General features: G+C 60.9%; 21 protein-coding genes and 2 pseudogenes. 2 read left to right on the top strand and 21 right to left on the bottom strand.

What is annotated here, in order from left to right; all coding sequences use genetic code 11:
- The 4 genes from DXB86_RS06615 to DXB86_RS06600 form a co-directional block, all read right to left on the bottom strand.
- Window positions 1-786: a PTS sugar transporter subunit IIC gene (locus DXB86_RS06615; protein ID WP_117563755.1), complete on the bottom strand. Its 786-nt coding sequence runs from the start codon at window positions 784-786 to the stop codon at window positions 1-3.
- Window positions 787-795: 9 nt separating this feature from the next.
- Window positions 796-1,269 (bottom strand): PTS sugar transporter subunit IIB, encoded by a 474-nt coding sequence (locus tag DXB86_RS06610; protein WP_117736586.1) that lies wholly within the window; start codon window positions 1,267-1,269, stop codon window positions 796-798.
- A gap of 123 nt (window positions 1,270-1,392) precedes the next feature.
- On the bottom strand, window positions 1,393-4,134 hold the full coding sequence (locus tag DXB86_RS06605) for a PRD domain-containing protein (protein WP_117736585.1): 2,742 nt from the start codon (window positions 4,132-4,134) through the stop codon (window positions 1,393-1,395).
- Between the two features lie 226 nt (window positions 4,135-4,360).
- Window positions 4,361-4,678: a 5'-methylthioadenosine/S-adenosylhomocysteine nucleosidase gene (locus DXB86_RS06600; protein ID WP_158555296.1), complete on the bottom strand. Its 318-nt coding sequence runs from the start codon at window positions 4,676-4,678 to the stop codon at window positions 4,361-4,363.
- Here DXB86_RS06600 and DXB86_RS10120 point away from each other — a divergent pair.
- Together DXB86_RS10120 and DXB86_RS10115 are read left to right on the top strand one after the other, a co-directional pair.
- Window positions 4,635-4,742, top strand: a pseudogene (locus DXB86_RS10120) (hypothetical protein); the annotation flags it as partial. The gene DXB86_RS06600 and the pseudogene DXB86_RS10120 overlap by 44 nt on opposite strands.
- A 292-nt stretch (window positions 4,743-5,034) precedes the next feature.
- The gene (locus tag DXB86_RS10115; protein WP_231501554.1) at window positions 5,035-5,136 is read left to right on the top strand and encodes an IS3 family transposase; all 102 of its coding nucleotides are present in this window, start codon (window positions 5,035-5,037) and stop codon (window positions 5,134-5,136) included.
- A 767-nt stretch (window positions 5,137-5,903) separates the two neighbouring features.
- On the opposite strand, the gene rplX is transcribed toward DXB86_RS10115, so the two are convergent.
- The 17 genes and pseudogenes from rplX to DXB86_RS06510 form a co-directional block, all read right to left on the bottom strand.
- On the bottom strand, window positions 5,904-6,209 hold the full coding sequence (rplX, locus tag DXB86_RS06590; protein WP_117736583.1) for a 50S ribosomal protein L24: 306 nt from the start codon (window positions 6,207-6,209) through the stop codon (window positions 5,904-5,906).
- Window positions 6,210-6,222: 13 nt separating this feature from the next.
- Window positions 6,223-6,591 carry a 50S ribosomal protein L14 gene (rplN, locus tag DXB86_RS06585; protein WP_006235041.1) on the bottom strand — a complete coding sequence of 123 codons (369 nt, stop codon included), beginning with the start codon at window positions 6,589-6,591 and terminating at the stop codon, window positions 6,223-6,225.
- A gap of 118 nt (window positions 6,592-6,709) precedes the next feature.
- Window positions 6,710-6,970: a 30S ribosomal protein S17 gene (gene rpsQ / locus DXB86_RS06580; protein WP_006235040.1), complete on the bottom strand. Its 261-nt coding sequence runs from the start codon at window positions 6,968-6,970 to the stop codon at window positions 6,710-6,712.
- A gap of 16 nt (window positions 6,971-6,986) precedes the next feature.
- On the bottom strand, window positions 6,987-7,202 hold the full coding sequence (rpmC, locus tag DXB86_RS06575) for a 50S ribosomal protein L29 (RefSeq protein WP_006235039.1): 216 nt from the start codon (window positions 7,200-7,202) through the stop codon (window positions 6,987-6,989).
- 107 nt (window positions 7,203-7,309) lie between these two features.
- Window positions 7,310-7,705: pseudogene (rplP, locus tag DXB86_RS06570) on the bottom strand (50S ribosomal protein L16); the annotation flags it as partial.
- Complete coding sequence (gene rpsC / locus DXB86_RS06565; protein ID WP_006235037.1) at window positions 7,705-8,415, bottom strand: 30S ribosomal protein S3; 711 nt, start codon at window positions 8,413-8,415, stop codon at window positions 7,705-7,707. The gene rpsC and the pseudogene rplP, both read right to left, overlap by 1 nt.
- A 6-nt stretch (window positions 8,416-8,421) precedes the next feature.
- Window positions 8,422-8,793 (bottom strand): 50S ribosomal protein L22, encoded by a 372-nt coding sequence (gene rplV / locus DXB86_RS06560; RefSeq protein ID WP_006235036.1) that lies wholly within the window; start codon window positions 8,791-8,793, stop codon window positions 8,422-8,424.
- A gap of 14 nt (window positions 8,794-8,807) precedes the next feature.
- Window positions 8,808-9,068 carry a 30S ribosomal protein S19 gene (gene rpsS, locus DXB86_RS06555; RefSeq protein WP_006235035.1) on the bottom strand — a complete coding sequence of 87 codons (261 nt, stop codon included), beginning with the start codon at window positions 9,066-9,068 and terminating at the stop codon, window positions 8,808-8,810.
- Between the two features lie 32 nt (window positions 9,069-9,100).
- Complete coding sequence (gene rplB, locus DXB86_RS06550; protein ID WP_055250219.1) at window positions 9,101-9,931, bottom strand: 50S ribosomal protein L2; 831 nt, start codon at window positions 9,929-9,931, stop codon at window positions 9,101-9,103.
- Window positions 9,932-10,110: 179 nt separating this feature from the next.
- On the bottom strand, window positions 10,111-10,398 hold the full coding sequence (rplW, locus tag DXB86_RS06545) for a 50S ribosomal protein L23 (protein ID WP_022094197.1): 288 nt from the start codon (window positions 10,396-10,398) through the stop codon (window positions 10,111-10,113).
- Window positions 10,399-11,025 (bottom strand): 50S ribosomal protein L4, encoded by a 627-nt coding sequence (gene rplD / locus DXB86_RS06540; protein ID WP_117736582.1) that lies wholly within the window; start codon window positions 11,023-11,025, stop codon window positions 10,399-10,401. It lies immediately after the preceding gene.
- A 46-nt stretch (window positions 11,026-11,071) separates the two neighbouring features.
- Window positions 11,072-11,692, bottom strand: coding sequence for a 50S ribosomal protein L3 (gene rplC, locus DXB86_RS06535; RefSeq protein WP_035137484.1), 621 nt, complete (start codon window positions 11,690-11,692; stop codon window positions 11,072-11,074).
- A 449-nt stretch (window positions 11,693-12,141) separates the two neighbouring features.
- On the bottom strand, window positions 12,142-12,768 hold the full coding sequence (locus DXB86_RS06530; protein WP_117736581.1) for a histidine phosphatase family protein: 627 nt from the start codon (window positions 12,766-12,768) through the stop codon (window positions 12,142-12,144).
- Window positions 12,769-12,807: 39 nt separating this feature from the next.
- The gene (locus DXB86_RS06525) at window positions 12,808-13,962 is read right to left on the bottom strand and encodes a cation diffusion facilitator family transporter (RefSeq protein WP_233504169.1); all 1,155 of its coding nucleotides are present in this window, start codon (window positions 13,960-13,962) and stop codon (window positions 12,808-12,810) included.
- A 151-nt stretch (window positions 13,963-14,113) separates the two neighbouring features.
- Window positions 14,114-15,328, bottom strand: a complete 1,215-nt coding sequence (locus tag DXB86_RS06520) for a PTS transporter subunit EIIC (protein WP_117736579.1) — start codon at window positions 15,326-15,328, stop codon at window positions 14,114-14,116.
- Window positions 15,329-15,368: 40 nt separating this feature from the next.
- Window positions 15,369-17,087 carry an acetyl-CoA carboxylase, carboxyltransferase subunit beta gene (gene accD / locus DXB86_RS06515; RefSeq protein WP_233504168.1) on the bottom strand — a complete coding sequence of 573 codons (1,719 nt, stop codon included), beginning with the start codon at window positions 17,085-17,087 and terminating at the stop codon, window positions 15,369-15,371.
- The gene (locus DXB86_RS06510; RefSeq protein ID WP_055250229.1) at window positions 17,080-18,423 is read right to left on the bottom strand and encodes an acetyl/propionyl/methylcrotonyl-CoA carboxylase subunit alpha; all 1,344 of its coding nucleotides are present in this window, start codon (window positions 18,421-18,423) and stop codon (window positions 17,080-17,082) included. Before DXB86_RS06510 ends, accD begins: the two co-directional genes overlap by 8 nt.
- Between the last annotated feature and the right edge of the window lie 9 nt (window positions 18,424-18,432).

Here is an 18,432-nt window from a genome sequence, read left to right as displayed (position 1 = left end):
TTACTCATCCTCTCCGATGAAGGCGTCTGCGGAAGCGTGGGCGGCGAGCTCGGTGTCCCTCTCGGCGCGCTGGTAGAACGCGATCGCGAGGGCAAAGCCGACGATGGCGGCGCCGATGATGGGCACGTTCAGGAAGGCCGAGAGGAAGAAGCCGGCGAGCAGGTACTGGAAGTACTTGCCGGTGGGCATGTAACGCAGCAGCATCGCGATTCCGACGGCCGGGAGCATCTTGCCGGCGAGGGTGAGGCCGGAAAGGAACCACTGGGGCATAACCTCGAGGAGCCAGTTGACGGCGGGCTGGCCGAGGGTCACGGAGACAAAGACGGGCAGGGCGGCGCACAGGCCGAAGAGCACGGGGCAGACCCACAGGATGGCGTTCATCTGCTTGAACTTGCCCTCGTCGCAGAACTTCTGGGACTTCTCGACGACGAAGCCGTTGAGGATCTTGACGATGACGTCGAGCTGGATGCCGAGCATGCCGACCGGCAGGCCGATGGCGAGGCCCGTGTCCGCGCCCAGGGTCACGCCGTAGGCTGTGGCGATGATGGCCATCGTGCCGTAGTCGGGAATCGACGAGCCGCCGAAGCCCGCGACGCCGAGCTGCATGAGCTGGATGGTGCCGCCGATGACGAGGCCGGTCTGCCAGTCGCCCATGACGACACCGGTGATAAGGCCCCAGAAGACGGCATAGTTGACGAAGATCATCGGGATGCCGTAGTAGTCCACGTGCTTGATGAAGGCCAGCAGGGTCAAAAGGACGACCTGCAGGATAGTGAAGTTGACCATGATCCCTCCTTAGATGAGGTCGGCGACGGAGACGGGCTTGTCGGCGGGCACGAACTGTGCCGTCACCTTGACGCCGCGGGCGATGAGCGCCTTGTAGCTCTGGACGTTCTCGGCGGAGGCATAGGCGCGCTGGGTGAGCTGGACGCCGCCCTCCTTGACAAGAGAGCCGCCGACGATCAGCGACGGGAGCTCGATGCCCGACTCGACCAGGTGAAGGATCGTCTCGGGCTCCTTGGCGATGACAAAGACCTTCTCGCGGTCGTACTTGCCCGCCGCGAAGTTCTTGAGCGCGGTCTCCTCGGAGATGATCGAGACGGCCATGCCCGCGGGGCGCGCCATCCTCATGGTGGACTTCAGGACCTCGTCGCCGGCGACCTTGTCGTCGATGACCATGACTCGGGTCGCGCCCGACACCGGGGCCCACTGCGTCACGATGATGCCGTGAAGCAGGCGATTGTCGATTCGTGCCATAACAACACTCATGTTTGCTCCTATCAAATGAAGTTTTACGTTCGGTACTGCCTCGGCGCTATCCGGATTCGCGCGGGGCAAGGGGTTATCGAATTATTGAGGACGCGCGGTCAGCTCGCGGCGGCGCGGGGAAGGTCACTCGTCGAGCAGGAGGTCCGAGGAGCCGAGGCGCTCTTCTCGCGCCGGGGCGGCGCTCACGCTTATGTAGTCGAAGACATATGCGATCTCGCTTACGGGAACCTCTACGCGATAGCGCGTCGAGATGCTCGAGAAGCTCTGCCTGAAGGACTCGATGAAATCGGCGCGTTCCTCCTCGAAGCGGTCCTGGCCAACGTAGGTCTCAATGGGGTTTCTGGTAACAAGGCGCTCGACGAGACAGCAGAGGTGGACGTAGAGCCCAATGATGGCGTTGCTGCCGATCTTCTCGCCTGTCCTGCGCTGAAGCTCGTGCACGGCGCTCTCGATCTCGTGGAATAGCCGCTCCGGGTCGAGGATGGTGATGGAGCGGATGACGTTCTGCAGCGTCATGTTCGAGAGCAACTTCTCGTGGAAAGAAGAGAGCTCGGAAGCGTCAAGCCACCTGCCGAACACGGCATCAACCTTAGAGGCGGACGCCGTCGACATGATGTCCTCGAGGGCGACGAAGGGGACGGAGGCGACCCCGGGGTCTCCCGTGCCGATGACGGCGCAGACGCGGTGCTCGGAGAAAACGGCGTCGTTCGACCCGTTCGCGACGAGCTGCTTGAAGGGCCTCGTGAGCAGGCGCGCGCCTATGGTGCGCGGGAGGCTCTGCGAGACGAGCTGGCGTATCCTCTCCGCGGCGTCGACCCCGGACTCGGAGCAGAAGACGATGGCGTCCTCACGGTTGACGCGCTCGATCACCTTGCAGTGCGTCACGCACGCGGCGGTCGCATCGCCAAGAACCTCAGCGATGGACTTGCCGCCGAGCAGCCCGACCCCGATCTCGAGCGCAAGACCGGTAGAGACGTTGTTCACCACGCCGATAGTGGAGTCGGTAACGTTCTCGAGGGCCTTATAGGCCTCCTCCAAGGAGCCCATGTCGACGAGGAACACGACCCCGGTGCAGTAGGAATGGCGGTCGACGAGGCGCTGGAGCGGACCGACGATGTCCTTCAGCTGCTGGTCGTAGGGCATGTCGACAGCCTCGTACACATGCATGCCGAGCATACGGTTCGCCGCGTCGGCGATGCTCGTCGCCGTTGAGTAGCCGTGGGACAAGATGACGCAGAGCGTCCGAAGGGCCTTCGCATCGCGAGACTCCGATGCGACGCACAGCGTCAGAAGCGTCTTCGTGAAGTGATCGAGCGAGATTCCCAGCGCCCCTTCCACGTCTGCGGCGACCTGATCGGAGACACTCGAGGCAAACGGCAATTCGGAGGTCACGGCACCGAGGAGATGGGAGATTTGCTCCGCACAGGCAGACTTTCGCTTAGCCAGGCCGATACCCGGCCACAACTGCAGGCAAATCTCCTGGGCCAGCAGAAAAGCGACCTTCCTCGAAAGCTCGATGCCATAAGAAGAGCCTGCGTCGGCAAGGACCGCGCCCACGACGCGCTCGAAGGCGCGCGACCTCGAGGAGGCGACGCCGTGGTCGAAGATCAAGTGATCCTCAACGCCGCGCACAGCGGAGACAGCTTGCGAGACAAGCTCGGAGACAGAGAGCTCCCCGGCGCAGAATCGCTCATCGAGGGAGCACAGGGCATCGAGCGCCTGCTCGACCGGCCCTGTGCTCTCGGCGGCATCCAGAGACGCGTCGATCAGAACGCCATCGTCGGGCTGTTGATCGATCTGCGCGGAGGAGAGGAGCCCGCTGGGAAGAAGATACGGGCGAACGACGACGTAGTCGCCCTCGCGATTGAGGAACGCTTTGGCACAGCAGTTCGTCACGCAGGCGCGCAAGCCGGCGATGTTATCGGAAAAGTCCGCGTTCACGAGGCAACGGTATGCGCCGCGGCTGATCTTCACATCAGAACCGATTCGGCACCCCTCGCTGCGCAGGAAGCTCAAGATGAGATCCTCGCGCTCCTCGGGGGTCCGCTCCTTGAGTGAGGGGACGCGGGCACAGATGGGCATTTTGCTGTAGGCCGAGGAAACCTTCAGGTCATCGGCGGAAAGCGTCGTCGAAAGAACGAGGCGAGCGCGCGGCGCATCCTGGGAGGCATCGAGCCCGAGGGCCGTCGCAAGGCAGTGCTCCATCGCAGAGGGAGAGAGTGCCTCGATGCCGTTGACAAAGACCACACCCCCGCGCGCTTTCGCGATCGACTCGTCAAGAAGCCCGTTGAACGAGGCGGCGTCCGGGACCCCGGCGCAGTCGATGCGCACATAGGAGGAGTCGCGGGACAGCAAGCCCTGGTTCTTGCCGTACTCGTACACAAGGCGTGAAAGGAAAGACTTACCGACACCCACGCCGCCGCTCAAGAGGATGGGCAGGCCAAACGGAGGGTACTGAACCGCAGCCTTGCACTGCTCGACAACGGAGCTGAGGCTCATGTCGAAGCCCACGGCACGCGCGAAGTCGCGGTGATCGGCGATTCCCGTCGCCTGGATGAGGTCGGCGAGCGAGGCGTACTCGCTTGCAGAGAGCTTTACCTGAAAACGCTTCTGGAACGCGCGGCGATGAAAATAACGGACAGGCCTGCCCGCCACCTTAACCACAAGGCCGGCGCGAACAAGGTCGTTGAGGTACTGGCTCGCCAGGCTCCTGGAGATGATGAGCGTCTCGGCGATGTCGGAGGTGGACAGACGGGCAAGGTCGTCGAGTGAGACGGCAGAGGTGAGGGCCTCGAGATGCTCGAGAATCCTGTCCCTCATGTCGACGGGTTTCTTTGCCAAGCTGTCCTGTGTGGTCTTGTCCATGACTTCTTACCTCCTCGTACAAGGAGTATAAGGGGAGAACAGAGAACGGAAGGGGGCGCGTGGGGGAATCAACAGCTCCGAGGAAAAGTCCACCACTTGAGGGGCAGAAAACAACGGCCATTGAACATTCAGGGCCGACGCTCAACACTTCGGCTCGACACTTCGCTTTGGAAAGGGCCCTGCGCGCCGGGGTCCCAACATAAAGAAGGGCCCCGGTGCGCAGGGCCTAAAGCTTAACCATGCGCGCGGCGATGCGGGCGCAGTCGCAGGCGGCCTTCTTCTCGAAGGTGTTGTAGTCGACAACCTGGCCCTCGGCGCAGGGCTTGTCGCTGATAGCGCGCACGACGACGAGGGGCACGCCGTTGAGATAGGCGGCCTGCGCGATGGTGCAGCCCTCCATCTCGCAGCACAGGTCGCCGAAGGTCGCGAGGATGCGCTCCTTCTGTCCCGCGGGCGAGACGAACTGGTCGCCGGAGACGACACGGCCCTTGAGGACCTTAATGTCGGGGGCGACGGCGGCCGCGGCGGCGCACGCCGCCAGCAAGGGCCGGAACGGATCGCGCAAGATCAAGGCGTCGCCCGGGAGGTCGGGCGTTACCGTCAGCCGGCGCCGCGTCTGCCGCATCATGAGGGAGAACGGCCTGGCCGGCGCATACGGCAGGAAGAGGTTCAAGGTGCACCCCGGGACGGTCAACGAGGCCGACGTGCCCAACGTCGTCGCGCGCGGCTTCGGCGGCAGGGCGCCGTGCACCCATATAAGCAGCGACTTGGCCTGCGTGCGCGTCGGGGCGTCATGGAACTACGTCTGCCTGCTCGTCGACCTCTGCAACGGGGAGATCGTCGGCCACTCCGAAGGACCGAGGAGGGACGCGCGAGCTCCGAGCCAAGCTCTTGGATTACGTGCACTGGTACAACAACTTCAGGATCCACTCGACGCTGGGCTACATGTCGCCGGTCGAGTTCAGGGAGGCGGGGCCGTCCCTCCCGGAATCGTCCAAATAAGTGTTGCCAATCCATAGCCAATCCAGCCATCATCTTCGCGAAGGCGGACGTCAGGAAAAGCTCGGCTTGAGCTCGGTCGGACGCGGTCTGTGGGGCATCATTCAGGCTCAGGGGGTCTCCTTGTCTTCTTCGGTCGCAACCTGAATGATAGGGACGGCCCCTTCTCTCTTTCCCCTTCGTTTTCGACGCGTCACCCTCTCGGCGGGCTTAAGGCCCGCGCTCGCGGGTGCAGGGGCTACGCCCAAACCCCAAAAACGTAACGCCGTGCTCGAAGCGTTTCCGGACGTCAGCGTAATCTCAAATCCCGTTCGTCAACTCATGGGCAAGCCACCTGAGACTACTCATTTCTCCTACTGGCAATGAAGACCTGCGGCCTGCAGTTTTGCAAACTGCTTGAAAGCCACCTGCGTTGATTCACTTCCTATTGCAGCTGGCGGCTTGCACGCGAAAAGGCATTTAAGTTTCAAAACGGGCGTTTTCGGCGCTATCGAGCCTCCAAAGGCATCCCGCCGCGCCCTTTGGGACAAAAACAAAAACTCAAAGCCCTGAGTTCGAAAATAGTTTTTGGAGTTGTCCCGACTTTTGTCCCCGAAGCCGACGAAACGCGACAGGGTGTCACCTGGCGGCACTCGATTCGAGACGGCACCGAAAACTGGATGCAACCGGAATGACAGGACGGCAGAACCGAAGCCATCGAGTAGGGATAGAAAAAAGCCCGGGTGCCATGGCATCCGGGCCTTTGCTAGCAACTTGATGTTGCGGGCAGCTTAGAACTTGTGGCCGCACTTCTTGCAGACGCGCAGCTTGTTCTTGCCGTCCTTCTCGTGACCGACGCGGGTAACCTTACCGCACTCGGGGCAAACGAGATTGACGTTGGAGGCGTCGATGGGAGCCTCCTGCGAAACGATGCCGCCCTGCTGGTTGGCAGCGTTGGGCTTGACGGCCTTCTTGACGACCGAAACGCCCTCGACAACGACCTTGTTCTCAACGGGGAGAGCACGCAGGACAACGCCCTGCTTGCCGCGATCCTTACCAGAGAGAACCTGGACCTTATCGCCCTTCTTGATATACATATATCTCCCCTAACTACAGGGTCTCGGGAGCGAGCGAGACGATCTTCATGTACTTCTTGTCACGAAGCTCGCGAGCGACGGGCCCGAAGATACGGGTGCCGACGGGCGAACCATCGTTGTTGATGACAACGCAGGCGTTCTCATCAAAGCGAATGTAGGAGCCATCCTTGCGGCGGATCTCCTTAACGGTGCGAACGACGACGCAACGGACAACGTCCTTCTTCTTGACGTTGGCGCCAGGGGTAGCCTCCTGGACAGCACCGATGAACACATCGCCGATGCCTGCATAACGACGCTTGGAACCGCCAAGCACCTTGATGCAGCGAATCTTGCGAGCGCCGGAGTTGTCGGCGACGTTCAGCATGGTTTGCATCTGAATCATGGTAGATGTTCCTCCGAACTAAGAACCGAAGAGAGGTGCGCAGCCTTTATACGGCCCGTGGTATGCAAGCCAGGCATACGCACATCTTCGGAAACGTACAAGTCGTAAGAGCGACTGCTTATTTAGCGCGCTCGACGACCTCGATGAGGCGCCAACGCTTCATCTTGGACATAGGACGGGTCTCCATAACGCGGACGGTGTCGCCCACGCCAGCCGTGCACTCCTCGTCGTGAGCGTGCAGCTTCTTGGAGCTGGTCATCATCTTGCCGTACTTGGGGTGACGCTTGCGCTCGGTGATGGTGACAACAATGGTCTTGGCACCGGAGACGGAGGTAACGACACCCGTACGGACCTTACGCGAGTTACGCGAATCAGTCATGTTCTCTCCTTAGGTCCTACTCGGCGACAGCGGACTTCTCCGCTGCGATCTCGCGGGCGCGCTGCTCCGTGAGGACGCGAGCGATGTCCTTCTTCACGGTGTTGACGCGAGCGGTGTTGTCCAGCTGGCTGGTGGCCATCTGGAAACGAAGGTTAAAGAGCTCGGCGCGCATTTCCTTCAGCTTCTCAACGAGCTGAGCGTCCGAGAGCTCACGAATCTCTGCGGGCTTCATTAGTTCTCCTCCTTGGCGGCGGCGGCGTCCTCAGCAGCCCACTTGGCCTCGAGAGCGGCCTCCTCAGCCATCTCCTTCTCGATGCGCTGCTCAGCGTTCTTGGCAGCAACAATCTTGGTCTTGATGGGAAGCTTGTGCTGTGCAAGACGCAGAGCCTCGCGAGCGACCTCCTCGGGCACGCCCTTGACCTCGAACATGATGCGGCCGGGCTTGACGACGGCCACCCACTCCTCGGGGTTACCCTTACCAGAACCCATGCGAGTCTCGGCAGGCTTCTTGGTGATGGGCTTATCGGGGAAGATCGTGATGTAGACACGACCGCCACGCTTCATGTAGCGGGTCATGGCAATACGAGCGGCCTCGATCTGACGGTTGGTGATCCAATGGGCCTCGAGAGCCTGGATACCAAACTCGCCGAAATGCAGCTCGGTATTACCCTTGGCCTGGCCCTTCATGGAGCCACGCTGCACCTTGCGGTGAAGAATACGCTTAGGGGCAAGCACTACTGACCCCTCCTCTCGGAGTTACGACGACGAGGACGGGAAGAGCCCTCGAGTGCAGGGTTGGGAACAGGCTGGCCCGGGAGCTTCTCGCCCAGGTAGATCCAGACCTTCACGCCGCAAGCGCCCATGGTGGTGCTGGCGACAGCCGTGCCGTAGTCGATCTTGGCACGGAGGGTGTGCAGAGGCACGCGACCCTCGCGGTACCACTCACGACGGCCCATCTCGGCACCGCCGAGACGACCGGAGCACTGGATACGGATGCCCTTAGCGCCGGCCTTGCGGGCAGACTGGACAGCCTTGCGCATAGCGCGACGGAAGGCAACGCGGCCCTCGAGCTGCTCGGCGATAGACTGAGCAACGAGATTGGCGTCGAGCTCGGGGCGCTTGATCTCGACAACGTCGACGGAGAGCTGGCCCTTGGAGACGCCAGCGACCTTCTCGAGCTCGGTGCGGAGGGTATCGATCTCGGCACCCTTCTTACCGATGACAACGCCGGGGCGAGCGGTGAGGATGATGACCTTCACCTTGTCGCCAGCGCGCTCGATCTCGACGCGGGAGACAGCTGCGCGGGAAAGACGCTTCTCGAGGTACTTGCGGATCTCGAGATCGTTACCGAGGGTCTTAGCGTAATCCTTCTCTGCGAACCAGCGGGAGCGCCAGTTCTCGGTGATGCCAAGACGGAAGCCGGTGGGGTAGACTTTCTGACCCATACAGCTTTACGCCTCCTTTCGAGGAGCAACGACGACGGTGATGTGGGAAGTACGCTTCAGAATGCGAGAAGCGGAACCCTTGGCGCGGGGACGGATGCGCTTAAGCGTCGGACCCTCGTCAACATAGGCAGCGGCGACAACCAGGTTGTCGGCACGCAGACCGTTGTTGTTCTCGGCGTTCGCAACGGCGGAACGGAGAACCTTCTCGACATCCACGGCGACGGCGCGGTCGCAGAAGTGGAGGATGTCGAAGGCCTGAGCGACAGGCTTGCGGCGGATCAGATCGACCACCAGGCGGGCCTTGCTGGGGGAAACACGCACGTACTTAGCGACGGCGCGAACCTCGGTGGCCTCAGTTTCAATAGACTTAGTTGCCATTTACGGTTAACCCCCTATTTGGCCTTGTGGCCACGGAACGTACGAGTCGGCGCGAACTCGCCGAGCTTGTGACCAACCATGGACTCGGTAACATACACGGGCACATGCTTGCGGCCGTCGTGGACGGCGATGGTGTGACCAACCATCTCGGGGAAGATGGTAGACGCGCGGGACCAGGTCTTCACGACGTCCTTCTTGCCAGCCTCGTTCATCGCGGTGATACGCGAGAGAAGGCGAGTCTCCACGAACGGGCCCTTTTTGAGACTTCTGCTCATAAGTGCTTTCTCCTAAAACTCGGTATCCGAAATTACTTCTTACGGCGACGAATAATGTGCTGGTTCGAGACCTTCTTCTTCTTGCGCGTACGAAGGCCCTTCGTCGGCTTACCCCAGGGGGTAACAGAGGGACGACCAGAGGTGTGGTTCTTGCCCTCGCCACCGCCGTGCGGGTGGTCGACAGGGTTCATGACGGTACCGCGGACGGTCGGGCGCACGTTCATGTGACGCTTACGGCCGGCCTTGCCGATGACGATGTTGGCGTGATCGGCGTTGCCGACCTCACCGACGGTGGCGCGGCAGGTAACGAGGATGCGGCGCATCTCGGAGGAAGGCATACGGACGATGGCGTACTTGCCCTCCTTACCCATCAGCTGGCAGGAGTTACCGGCGGAACGGGCGATAGCAGCGCCCTTGCCCGGCTGGAACTCGACGGCGTGGATGAGCGTACCGACGGGGATGTCGGCGAGGGGCAGAGCGTTGCCCGGCTTGATGTCGGCGTCAGAACCGGACATGATGGTCTGACCGACCTCGAGGCCCTTGGGGGCCAGGATGTAGCGCTTCTCACCGTCAGCGTAGTGCAGCAGAGCGATGCGAGCGGAACGGTTCGGATCGTACTCGATCGTGGCAACCTTGGCGGGCACGCCGTCCTTGTTGCGCTTGAAGTCGATCACGCGGTAACGACGCTTCACGCCGCCGCCCTGGTGGCGGGTGGTGATGCGGCCGTTGTTGTTACGACCGGCCTTCTTGGGCAGGGGCTCGAGAAGAGACTTCTCGGGCTTGGTGCAGGTGATCTCGGAGAAGTCGGAGATCGTCTGCCAACGCCTACCAGCGGAGGTCGGCTTAAGATGCTTTACAGCCATTACAATCCCTTTCAATAGGAATCCGTTAGCCATCGCAGACAGGGATTCGAGGTTCTGCCTCGGGTGCGATGACACCGGACGTATACACGGTTCCGGGCGTGTCCATTTTATACGCCCAAAACCTTGAGCTCTCGCCTCCCCTATTTGGGAGGCATGAGCTCACTCAACAGCAGCGAGTCTTAGGCCTGGTTGCCAAAGACCTCGATGGTGTCGCCCTCGGCCAGCGTGACGATGGCCTTCTTCCAAGAACGGGTCTTGCCGGCGACATAGCGCACGCGCTTGGTCTTGGGCTTGACCGTCAGGGTGTTCACGCGAACGACCTTGACGCCGAAGATCTCCTCGACAGCGTCCTTGATCTGATACTTGTTAGCATCCTTGGCGACCTCGAACGTGTACTTGTTCAGCTCCATACCGGAGAAGGAACGCTCGGACACGATCGGACGGATGATGATCTCGTGGGCGGTCATTTATGCAAGCACCTCCCCGAAGTGAGCGGCGATGTCGGCGGGCATCAGCACGGCGTTGTTGTTGACGAGATCGTAGGTGTTGGCCTCGTCGGCAGTGATGATGAACGTCTTGGGAATGTTGCGGAACGACAGGTAGGCGTTGACGTCCTCATCGCGAACGACGATGGTCAGACGCTTGCCCTCAAGGCCGAGAGCCTTGAGCATGGCGACGGCAGCCTTGGTGGAAGGCTTCTCGAAGCCGTAGTCGTCGACGAGCACGAGCTCGCCATCGGCCAGCTTGGCGGACAGCGCGGAGCGCATAGCCAGCTTGACCTCCTTGTTGTTCATACGCTTAGCGTAAGAACGGGGCTTGGGGGCGAAGACGACGCCACCGTGACGCCACTGGGCAGCACGGATGGAACCCTGGCGGGCACGGCCGGTGCCCTTCTGACGCCAAGGCTTCTTGCCGCCACCGGAAACCTCAGAGCGACCCTTAGCAGACTGGGTGCCCTGACGCCAAGAGGCCATCTGGCACTTGACGATGTGGTGCATAACGTGGATGTTCGGCTCGATGCCGTACACCTCAGCGGCGAGCTCGGCCTCGGCGACCTTCTTGCCCTCGCTGTTCTTTACTTCAAACTTTGCCATTTAAGTGTTCTCCTTGGTATGACGCTGGGCTAAATGGGCTGGGCCCTTAGGCCATACGGATGGCGACGAGACCATTCTTGGCACCCGGGACAGCGCCCTTGACCAAGATGAGGTTCTGCTCGGCATCGATGCGGACAACGGAAAGGTTCTTGACGGTAACGCGCTCGTTACCCATGTGACCGGCCATCTTGACGCCCTTGAGGACGCGCGCAGGATAGGCGCACTGACCGATAGAACCGGGGTGACGCTGGAAGTGAGAACCATGCGTCATAGGACCGCGGCGCTGACCCCAGCGCTTGATGCGACCCTGGAAGCCCTTACCCTTGGAGGTACCGATGACGTCGACCTTCTCGACATCAGCGAAATCAGCGACGGTGACGACCTCGCCGACCTTGTGCTCCTCGCCGTTCTCGACGCGGACCTCACGAAGGAAGCGGACAGGCTCGACGCCAGCCTTGGCGAAGTGACCAGCCATGGGCTTGTTCACGTTCTTGGCCTTGATGTCGCCGAAACCGATCTGGACGGCGTCATAGCCGTCGGTTGCCTGAGTTTTAACCTGCGAGACAGCGCAGGGGCCAGCCTGGATGACCGTGACGGGAACGACGTTATCGTCCTCGTCCCAAACCTGGGTCATGCCAATCTTGCGGCCGAGAATCATGCTGATCAAGATATGATCCCAACTCTCGCGTGGTCTTGGGACAATGCGTACACCACCGAGCGTACGCCCCTAGAGGACCACTACTTACACGACGTGCTCCCCAGTCTTGTATTACGCCCGGACTACCTGACAACCCTATTAAGCAGGCATTTTGTCCAGCCAGAATACTCCCCTGGTTTCACACAGCTGTTTAGTATACACGGCTGCGGGCGTATCCATCGAGATTCATATTTCACTCACATTGTTTACGCAGGTAAAGTGCGTGGATGGCTCCCGAGCACGGCGGAGGGCCGGAGAAATATATTAAGGTCCCTGCTCTACAGTCCTGCGCAAGACGGAGAGCACATTAAGTGCTCTCCTTTGCGTGCGGAACTCGCGATGACCTTAATATATTTCTCCGGCCCTCCGCCGTGCTCGGGAGACGACACGTTGATGTCTGCTTAACTCTGCTCGCTCAGCTAATTACTTTGTTGGGGGTCCACTATTTGCTGGAGGGTGAACTTACATTGCATTGGCTCGCCTTCTGCTTGTAGCTTTTCCCCATCGAAATCGAAGATCATGATGGCGCAGTTGGGGAGTTTTGTTGGGAGCTCGAAGCCCTCTGGGGCTGCAGCCTTGATGAATTGGCGGCTGGCGCTGCCGTGGCTTACTGCTAGAAGGGTTTCGATGCCCTTGGCGCCCATGAGATTGGTGAGGGTGCCTACCATGCGCTCTTGCAGCGCGCGGCTTCCTTCTCCTCCGAAGGGGACCAAGTCCTCGCCTGGATCCCAGACGTCGGTGGGTAGGGCGTCGTGGGGGCCTTCTTCGAAGGTGCCGTAGCTGCGCTCGATGATGCCTTCGCAGGGCTCGACTGCTGCATCCCGGCCGAGGAGTTCGGTTGCGACGAGACTTGCCGTGTCCATGGCTCGGCCCAAGGGCGAAGAGACCACTTTGTCGGGAACGACGTTGTGGGCTTTGAGCCACGCGGCTGCCATCCCGGCTTGCTGACGACCCAGGTCGGTCAGCGGTGAATCGCAGCGGCCCTGGACGAGCTTTTTAACGTTGAATTCTGTCTGACCGTGGCGGAGTAGGTATAGGCGCTTCATGCTCTCCCCTTCTGCATCAGTTGCTTTATCAGCTCGGCCCTACTCGTGGGTATGGCCGACATAGTCTTCGTCGATCGTGATCTTGGCAATCGACTTGGGATATTCGGATTCGACATGTTTCGCCAACGCGCGCTTTAGGTCCTCGGCGTTCATCGTCAAATCCGAGGGCCGCGCGCAGTCAAAGATCACGTTGGTATGCGTGGGGCCCGGAACACAGCGTAGGTCGTGGATCGAGAGGCGGCTATCGACCTCTTGAGCCATAGCGTTGATGCGCAGACGCATGCTCGCCACCTTTGGATCGTCGGTCACGATGGGGTCGTAATGGAGCGTGACGATCATACCGTCTTCGTTCCTAAACGACTGCTCGATGTTATCGAGCGTGTCGTGACTTTCCAGCGGGCTGGCCTCGGCCGCCATCTCGGCGTGCGCACTTGCAAACTTCCTGCCCGGACCGTAATCGTGAACCATAAGGTCGTGGACGCCCAAAACGCCGGGGTAGCTCATGATTTTGTCTCGAATGTGCTTGACCAGCTTGGGATCGGGCGCCTGGCCCAAAAGCGGGCTCACCGTATCCTGGATGAGCTCAAAACCGCTCCAGCCGATATAGGCGCCAACGGCAAGGCCGACCCATGCATCTAGATTGATATGCGTCACCTGCGAAACAATCGCGCACGCCAACACGGCGCCCGTGGCTAGAACATCGTTCTTGGAATCCTGCGCGGTCGCATGCAGCGTCTCGGACTCAATGCGATCGCCGAGTTTTTGGTTGAGGGCCGCCATCCAAAGCTTTACGACCATCGAAAGCGCAAGGACTGCCACCAGGGCAAGCGAGAACTCGACAGGTTCGGGGTGGATGACGCGCTCAACCGAGGACTTGATAAGCTCAAGGCCGATCAGCAGCACGAGCGCCGCCACGACCAGACCCGAGAGATACTCGTAGCGGCCATGGCCGTAAGGATGCTCGGGGTCTGCCGGCTTGCCCGCCAGCTTAAAGCCAAGCACGCTCACGATGTTCGAGCTGGCATCAGACAGGTTGTTCATAGCGTCCGCCACGATTGAAACCGATCCCGACAGCACGCCAATTGCACCCTTCGCAGCGCATAGTGCCACATTGGCGAGAATACACACCATGCCCGTCAACGTTCCCACGCGTGCACGGTCGCCCTGCGCACGACGAACAATCCACTCGACCATCTGCATCCGCCCCCACGGTACTACCTATATATCTATTGTTCAAACGGATTGTAGTGTAGCCACTTTGTCCCCCAGATACAAAAAGGCCGCAACCCACACGGGCCACGGCCTTGGAATGCGACATGCGGGACCGTCCCTTTGTCGCACAGGTTTATGCGCTTGCCTCGGCCACGCTCTTCGAGGTTTCGGGCAAATCGGCTCCGTCCCCCGTCACCTGCCCCTTCGCCGGCACCACGCCAAAGCAGTAGCTCAGCGCCGCAGACACCGCAAATGCCGTGCCACCGGCAGCGCAGCACCACAGCAGGTTCGAAATGCCGCCCGTGGCAAAGCCAATGACCATAAGGACATTCGTCATGCCGATGGTATAGGCCGTAACGTGGCCCACGGCCGCAACAAGGCCTCCGACGGCGCCGCCAATGGCCATGCATGTCAGACACCTGCCATATTTAAAGCCGCAACCGTACAGCGCCGGCTCGCTTACGCCGCCAAGAACACCCGAGATTGAATAGCCCAGCATGAGCGCCTTCTCGTCCTTATCCGCAACGCGAAGCGACGCGCCAAAAGGCATGCCCCAAACGGCGAACGTCGCCATCGTCGCGGCAATCAGGATGCACGAATCCGTTCCCACACTCATAAACTGCGCGTACGCAAGCGATAGGACAACGTTGCTGATACCCGCGATCTTAAGAAACTCCCAACCCGCGGCAAGCCCCATGAGCGTGAGCAGCGACACGATGCCACCGGAATTGCCAAGCATAAACATAAGCTGGCCCAACAGCATGCCCAGATAGCTGCCCGCCGGCGCTGTAATACACAGCGAAACCGGAACCATGACGAGCATGGTTGCAAACGGAACGAACGAAAATGCCACGGCCTTAGGGATAACTCGATGAAAGAAACACTCCACTCGCCATAGCACGGGCACCGAGATGAGGACCGGAATAACAGTCGTCGTGTAATCGTTGACCGGCGCGGGAAGTAGATCATACACGGAAGTCATCGATGCCCCCGCCGTCGATGCGGCATCGACGAGCTTAAGCAGATCGGGCGCAATCAATACGCCGCCCAGCATCATGCCCAGTTGTTCCGAGCAACCGAGCTGGCGGGCAGCCGCCCAACCAAGATAGATGGGCAAAAAGTAGTAACCGGCGTTATAGAGCCAACTGTAGAACAGGCGATAGATTTCGGAATCGGCAGGCCACAGGCCCAGCATGCCTTCGCCCATAATGACGGCGACGGTGCGGAACAACGCCGCGCAGACAATAAAGGGCAGCGCCGACATCATGCTTTTGGACAGATAGTCCACCACGGCCATGGCGTTTGATGAAACCGTCGTTGTAAACGAGGTGTTAGAAACTTGTGACATGGAACGCCTTTCCCAATGTGACATGCGGACTGCCCCTTTGTCACATCGTGCGGTACTGACCGATTGCGCGGTACTTTTCGTAGCGGAGGTTTGTGAGGATCGCGTCGTCGAGCTGCCCAAGCGTATCGAAGGCATCAAATGCCGAGGACATGACGGCACCGGCGATCTCCTCATGCGACAGGCCCCTATCGTCAACAATGCCGTCGATGATGCCGAGCGCCAACAGATCGGGGGCCGTGAGCTTAAGCGCTTCGGCGGCCTCATTCGCGCGGTCGGTATCCTTCCACAGGATCGACGCACAGGCCTCGGGGCTCACGACCGAATAGGCCGAGCTCGAGAGCATCAGGATGCGGTCGGCCACGGATAGCGCCAGCGCGCCACCAGAGCCGCCCTCGCCTGTCACCACCGAGACAATCGGCGTCTTAAGGCCGCTCATCTCCATGAGATTCTGGGCAATCGCCTCGCCCTGGCCGCGTTCCTCGGCACCGATGCCGCAAAACGCGCCCGAAGTATCGACCAGGCACAGAACCGGTCGACCAAACTTTTCGGCCTGGCGCATAAGGCGACGCGCTTTGCGGTAGCCCTCGGGATGTGCCATACCAAAGTTGCGACGCATGCGCTCTTTGGTCGTGGTGCCGCGTTCGATGGCGATGACCGTTACGGGGCATCCGTCTTTCCAGCCAATGCCAGCCACCACAGCAGCGTCGTCGCCAAAGTAGCGGTCGCCGTGCAGCTCCACAAATCCATCCAGGCCCAGCGAGATCATCTCGCCTGCCGTGGCGCGATCTGCCGAGCGGGTCTGCTTAACAATCTCGAGCGCGGTTTTTGGTGCGGCCGAGCGCTTGAACAAGTGTCCCAACTTTTTGCCGCGGCGACCCGTATGCACGATCTCATGCGGTGCCCCCAGGCCGGGCGCGTGCCCTTCGTGCAGCGCCAACAGCTCGCCTACCGTGAGCGCAATCTCGCCACGCGGAACAACGGCATCGCAAAAGCCGTGCTCCAGCAAAAACTCGGAGCGCTGGAATCCCTTGGGCAGGCGCTTGTGCATGTTCTGCTCGATCACGCGCGGGCCGGCAAATGCCGTCAGGGCATCCGGCTCTGCCAGGATAATGTCGCCCTCCATGGCAAAGCTCGCGGTTACGCCTCCGGTCGTGGGGTCGGTGAGCACCGTGATATACAGGCCGCCCACCTCGCTGTGGCGCCTAACCGCCGCAGAAATCTTGGCCATCTGCATAAGCGATGTCACGCCCTCTTGCATGCGCGCACCGCCCGAAACGGTAAAGCCGACAACTGGCAATCCCAGCTCGGTCGCATGCTCAAATGTGCGACAGATCTTCTCGCCCACCACGGAACCCATCGAGCCCATCATAAAGTTGGCATCCATAAAGAAGAGAGCTGTATCGCAACCGCAGATTTTGCCCCTGCCGCACACAACGGCATCGCGCTCGCCCGAACGCTCGCTCACGCTCTTGAGTTTGTCGGCATAACCGGGAAACGAGAGGAAGTCCTCCGACGCCAGATTAGCATCCCATTCCTCAAACGTGCCCTCGTCGACCGTCATGCGCATACGGTCGCGCCCGCTCACGCGAAAGTGCTTGCCGCAACGAGGGCAGACCTCGAGGTTGTCGTGCAGGCGCGCCTCATCGATCACACGGCGGCACTCCGGGCACTTGATAAACACGTGGCGCGCGGGAAACTCGGCGCACGACTCGGTCATCGGCCCCTCGAGGACGTTGACCGTCTTCGCTTTTCTATTCATCAGCATAGAGATGCCCCATCAGATCGGTGTGATACATGCCCGACAAGAACTCGTCGTTTGCCAGCACGTCGAGCTGAAGCTCGCTGTTTTCGCTCACGCCCTCGATCACGAGCTCGCCCAGGGCCGAGCGCATCTTGCGAATGGCGCCGTCACGCGTGGGCGCACACACGATGAGCTTGCCGAGCATGGAGTCGTAGTACGGCGGAACGTTCGCACCGGTAAACATGGCGGAATCCCAGCGCACGCGCGGGCCACCCGGCACACGCAACGCGGTGACCGTTCCGCACGACGGCAGAAAGTCCGGCGTTTCGGCATTGATGCGGCACTCCATGGCGTGGTTGCGCACCGGCATGTCCTCCTGCTCAAAGGGCAGAGGCTGGCCGGCTGCCACGCGCAGCTGCCACTTGACCAAGTCGGTATCGGTTACAAACTCTGTAACCGGATGCTCCACCTGCAAGCGCGTGTTCATTTCCATAAAGTAGAAATTGCCGTCGTCCGAGTACAGAAACTCGATGGTGCCAGCGCCCTCATAACCGACGGCACGAGCCAAGTCGCGCGCCGCCTTGTGCATACGGGCACGAATATCGTCGCGTCCGTCGAGGCACGGCGCGGGGCTCTCCTCGATCAGCTTTTGGTTGCGGCGCTGCACCGAGCACTCGCGCTCGCCGAGTGAAAACACATGGCCCTGCTTATCGGCCATAATCTGTACCTCAACGTGATGCGCCGGCGCGACGAACTTCTCCATGTAGCACTCGCCGTCGCCAAAAACGGCCTCGCCCTCGGCGCGCGCCTCGATGAACGCCTTTGCCGCGTCTTCCACGCGCTCGACCTTGCGAATACCGCGACCGCCACCGCCGGCACGCGCCTTGATGAGCACGGGACAGCCGATGCGCTCGGCCTCGGCCGTCGCCTCCTCGGGGCTTTTGAGCAAATCGCAGCCCGGCACGATGGGCACGCCCGCGGCAGCAGCCGTTCGGCGTGCGGCGTCCTTGTCGCCCATGCTGTCGATCACCTCGGCCGAAGGACCGACAAACGCCAGACCGTACTTGTCGCAGTCGCGCACGAAGCTCGCCTTCTCGGAGAAAAAGCCATAGCCGGGATGGATCGCCTTTGCCCCCGACTTTACGGCACAGGTGAGCACGGCATCGTCGTTGAGGTAGCTCTCGGCAAGACGCGGGCCGCCGATGCAATACGCCTCGTCGGCAAGCTGCACGTGCAGCGCGTCCGCATCGGCCGTGGAATAAACGGCGACGGTCTTGATGCCCATATCGCGGCACGCGCGGATAACACGAACCGCGACTTCGCCGCGGTTGGCGATGAGCACTTTGTCGAACATGAAGCCTTC

The sequence above is a fragment of the Collinsella sp. OM06-18AC genome (genome assembly GCF_003438785.1).
GTDB lineage: Bacteria > Actinomycetota > Coriobacteriia > Coriobacteriales > Coriobacteriaceae > Collinsella.
This window is presented reverse-complemented; position numbering and strand designations above follow the sequence as displayed.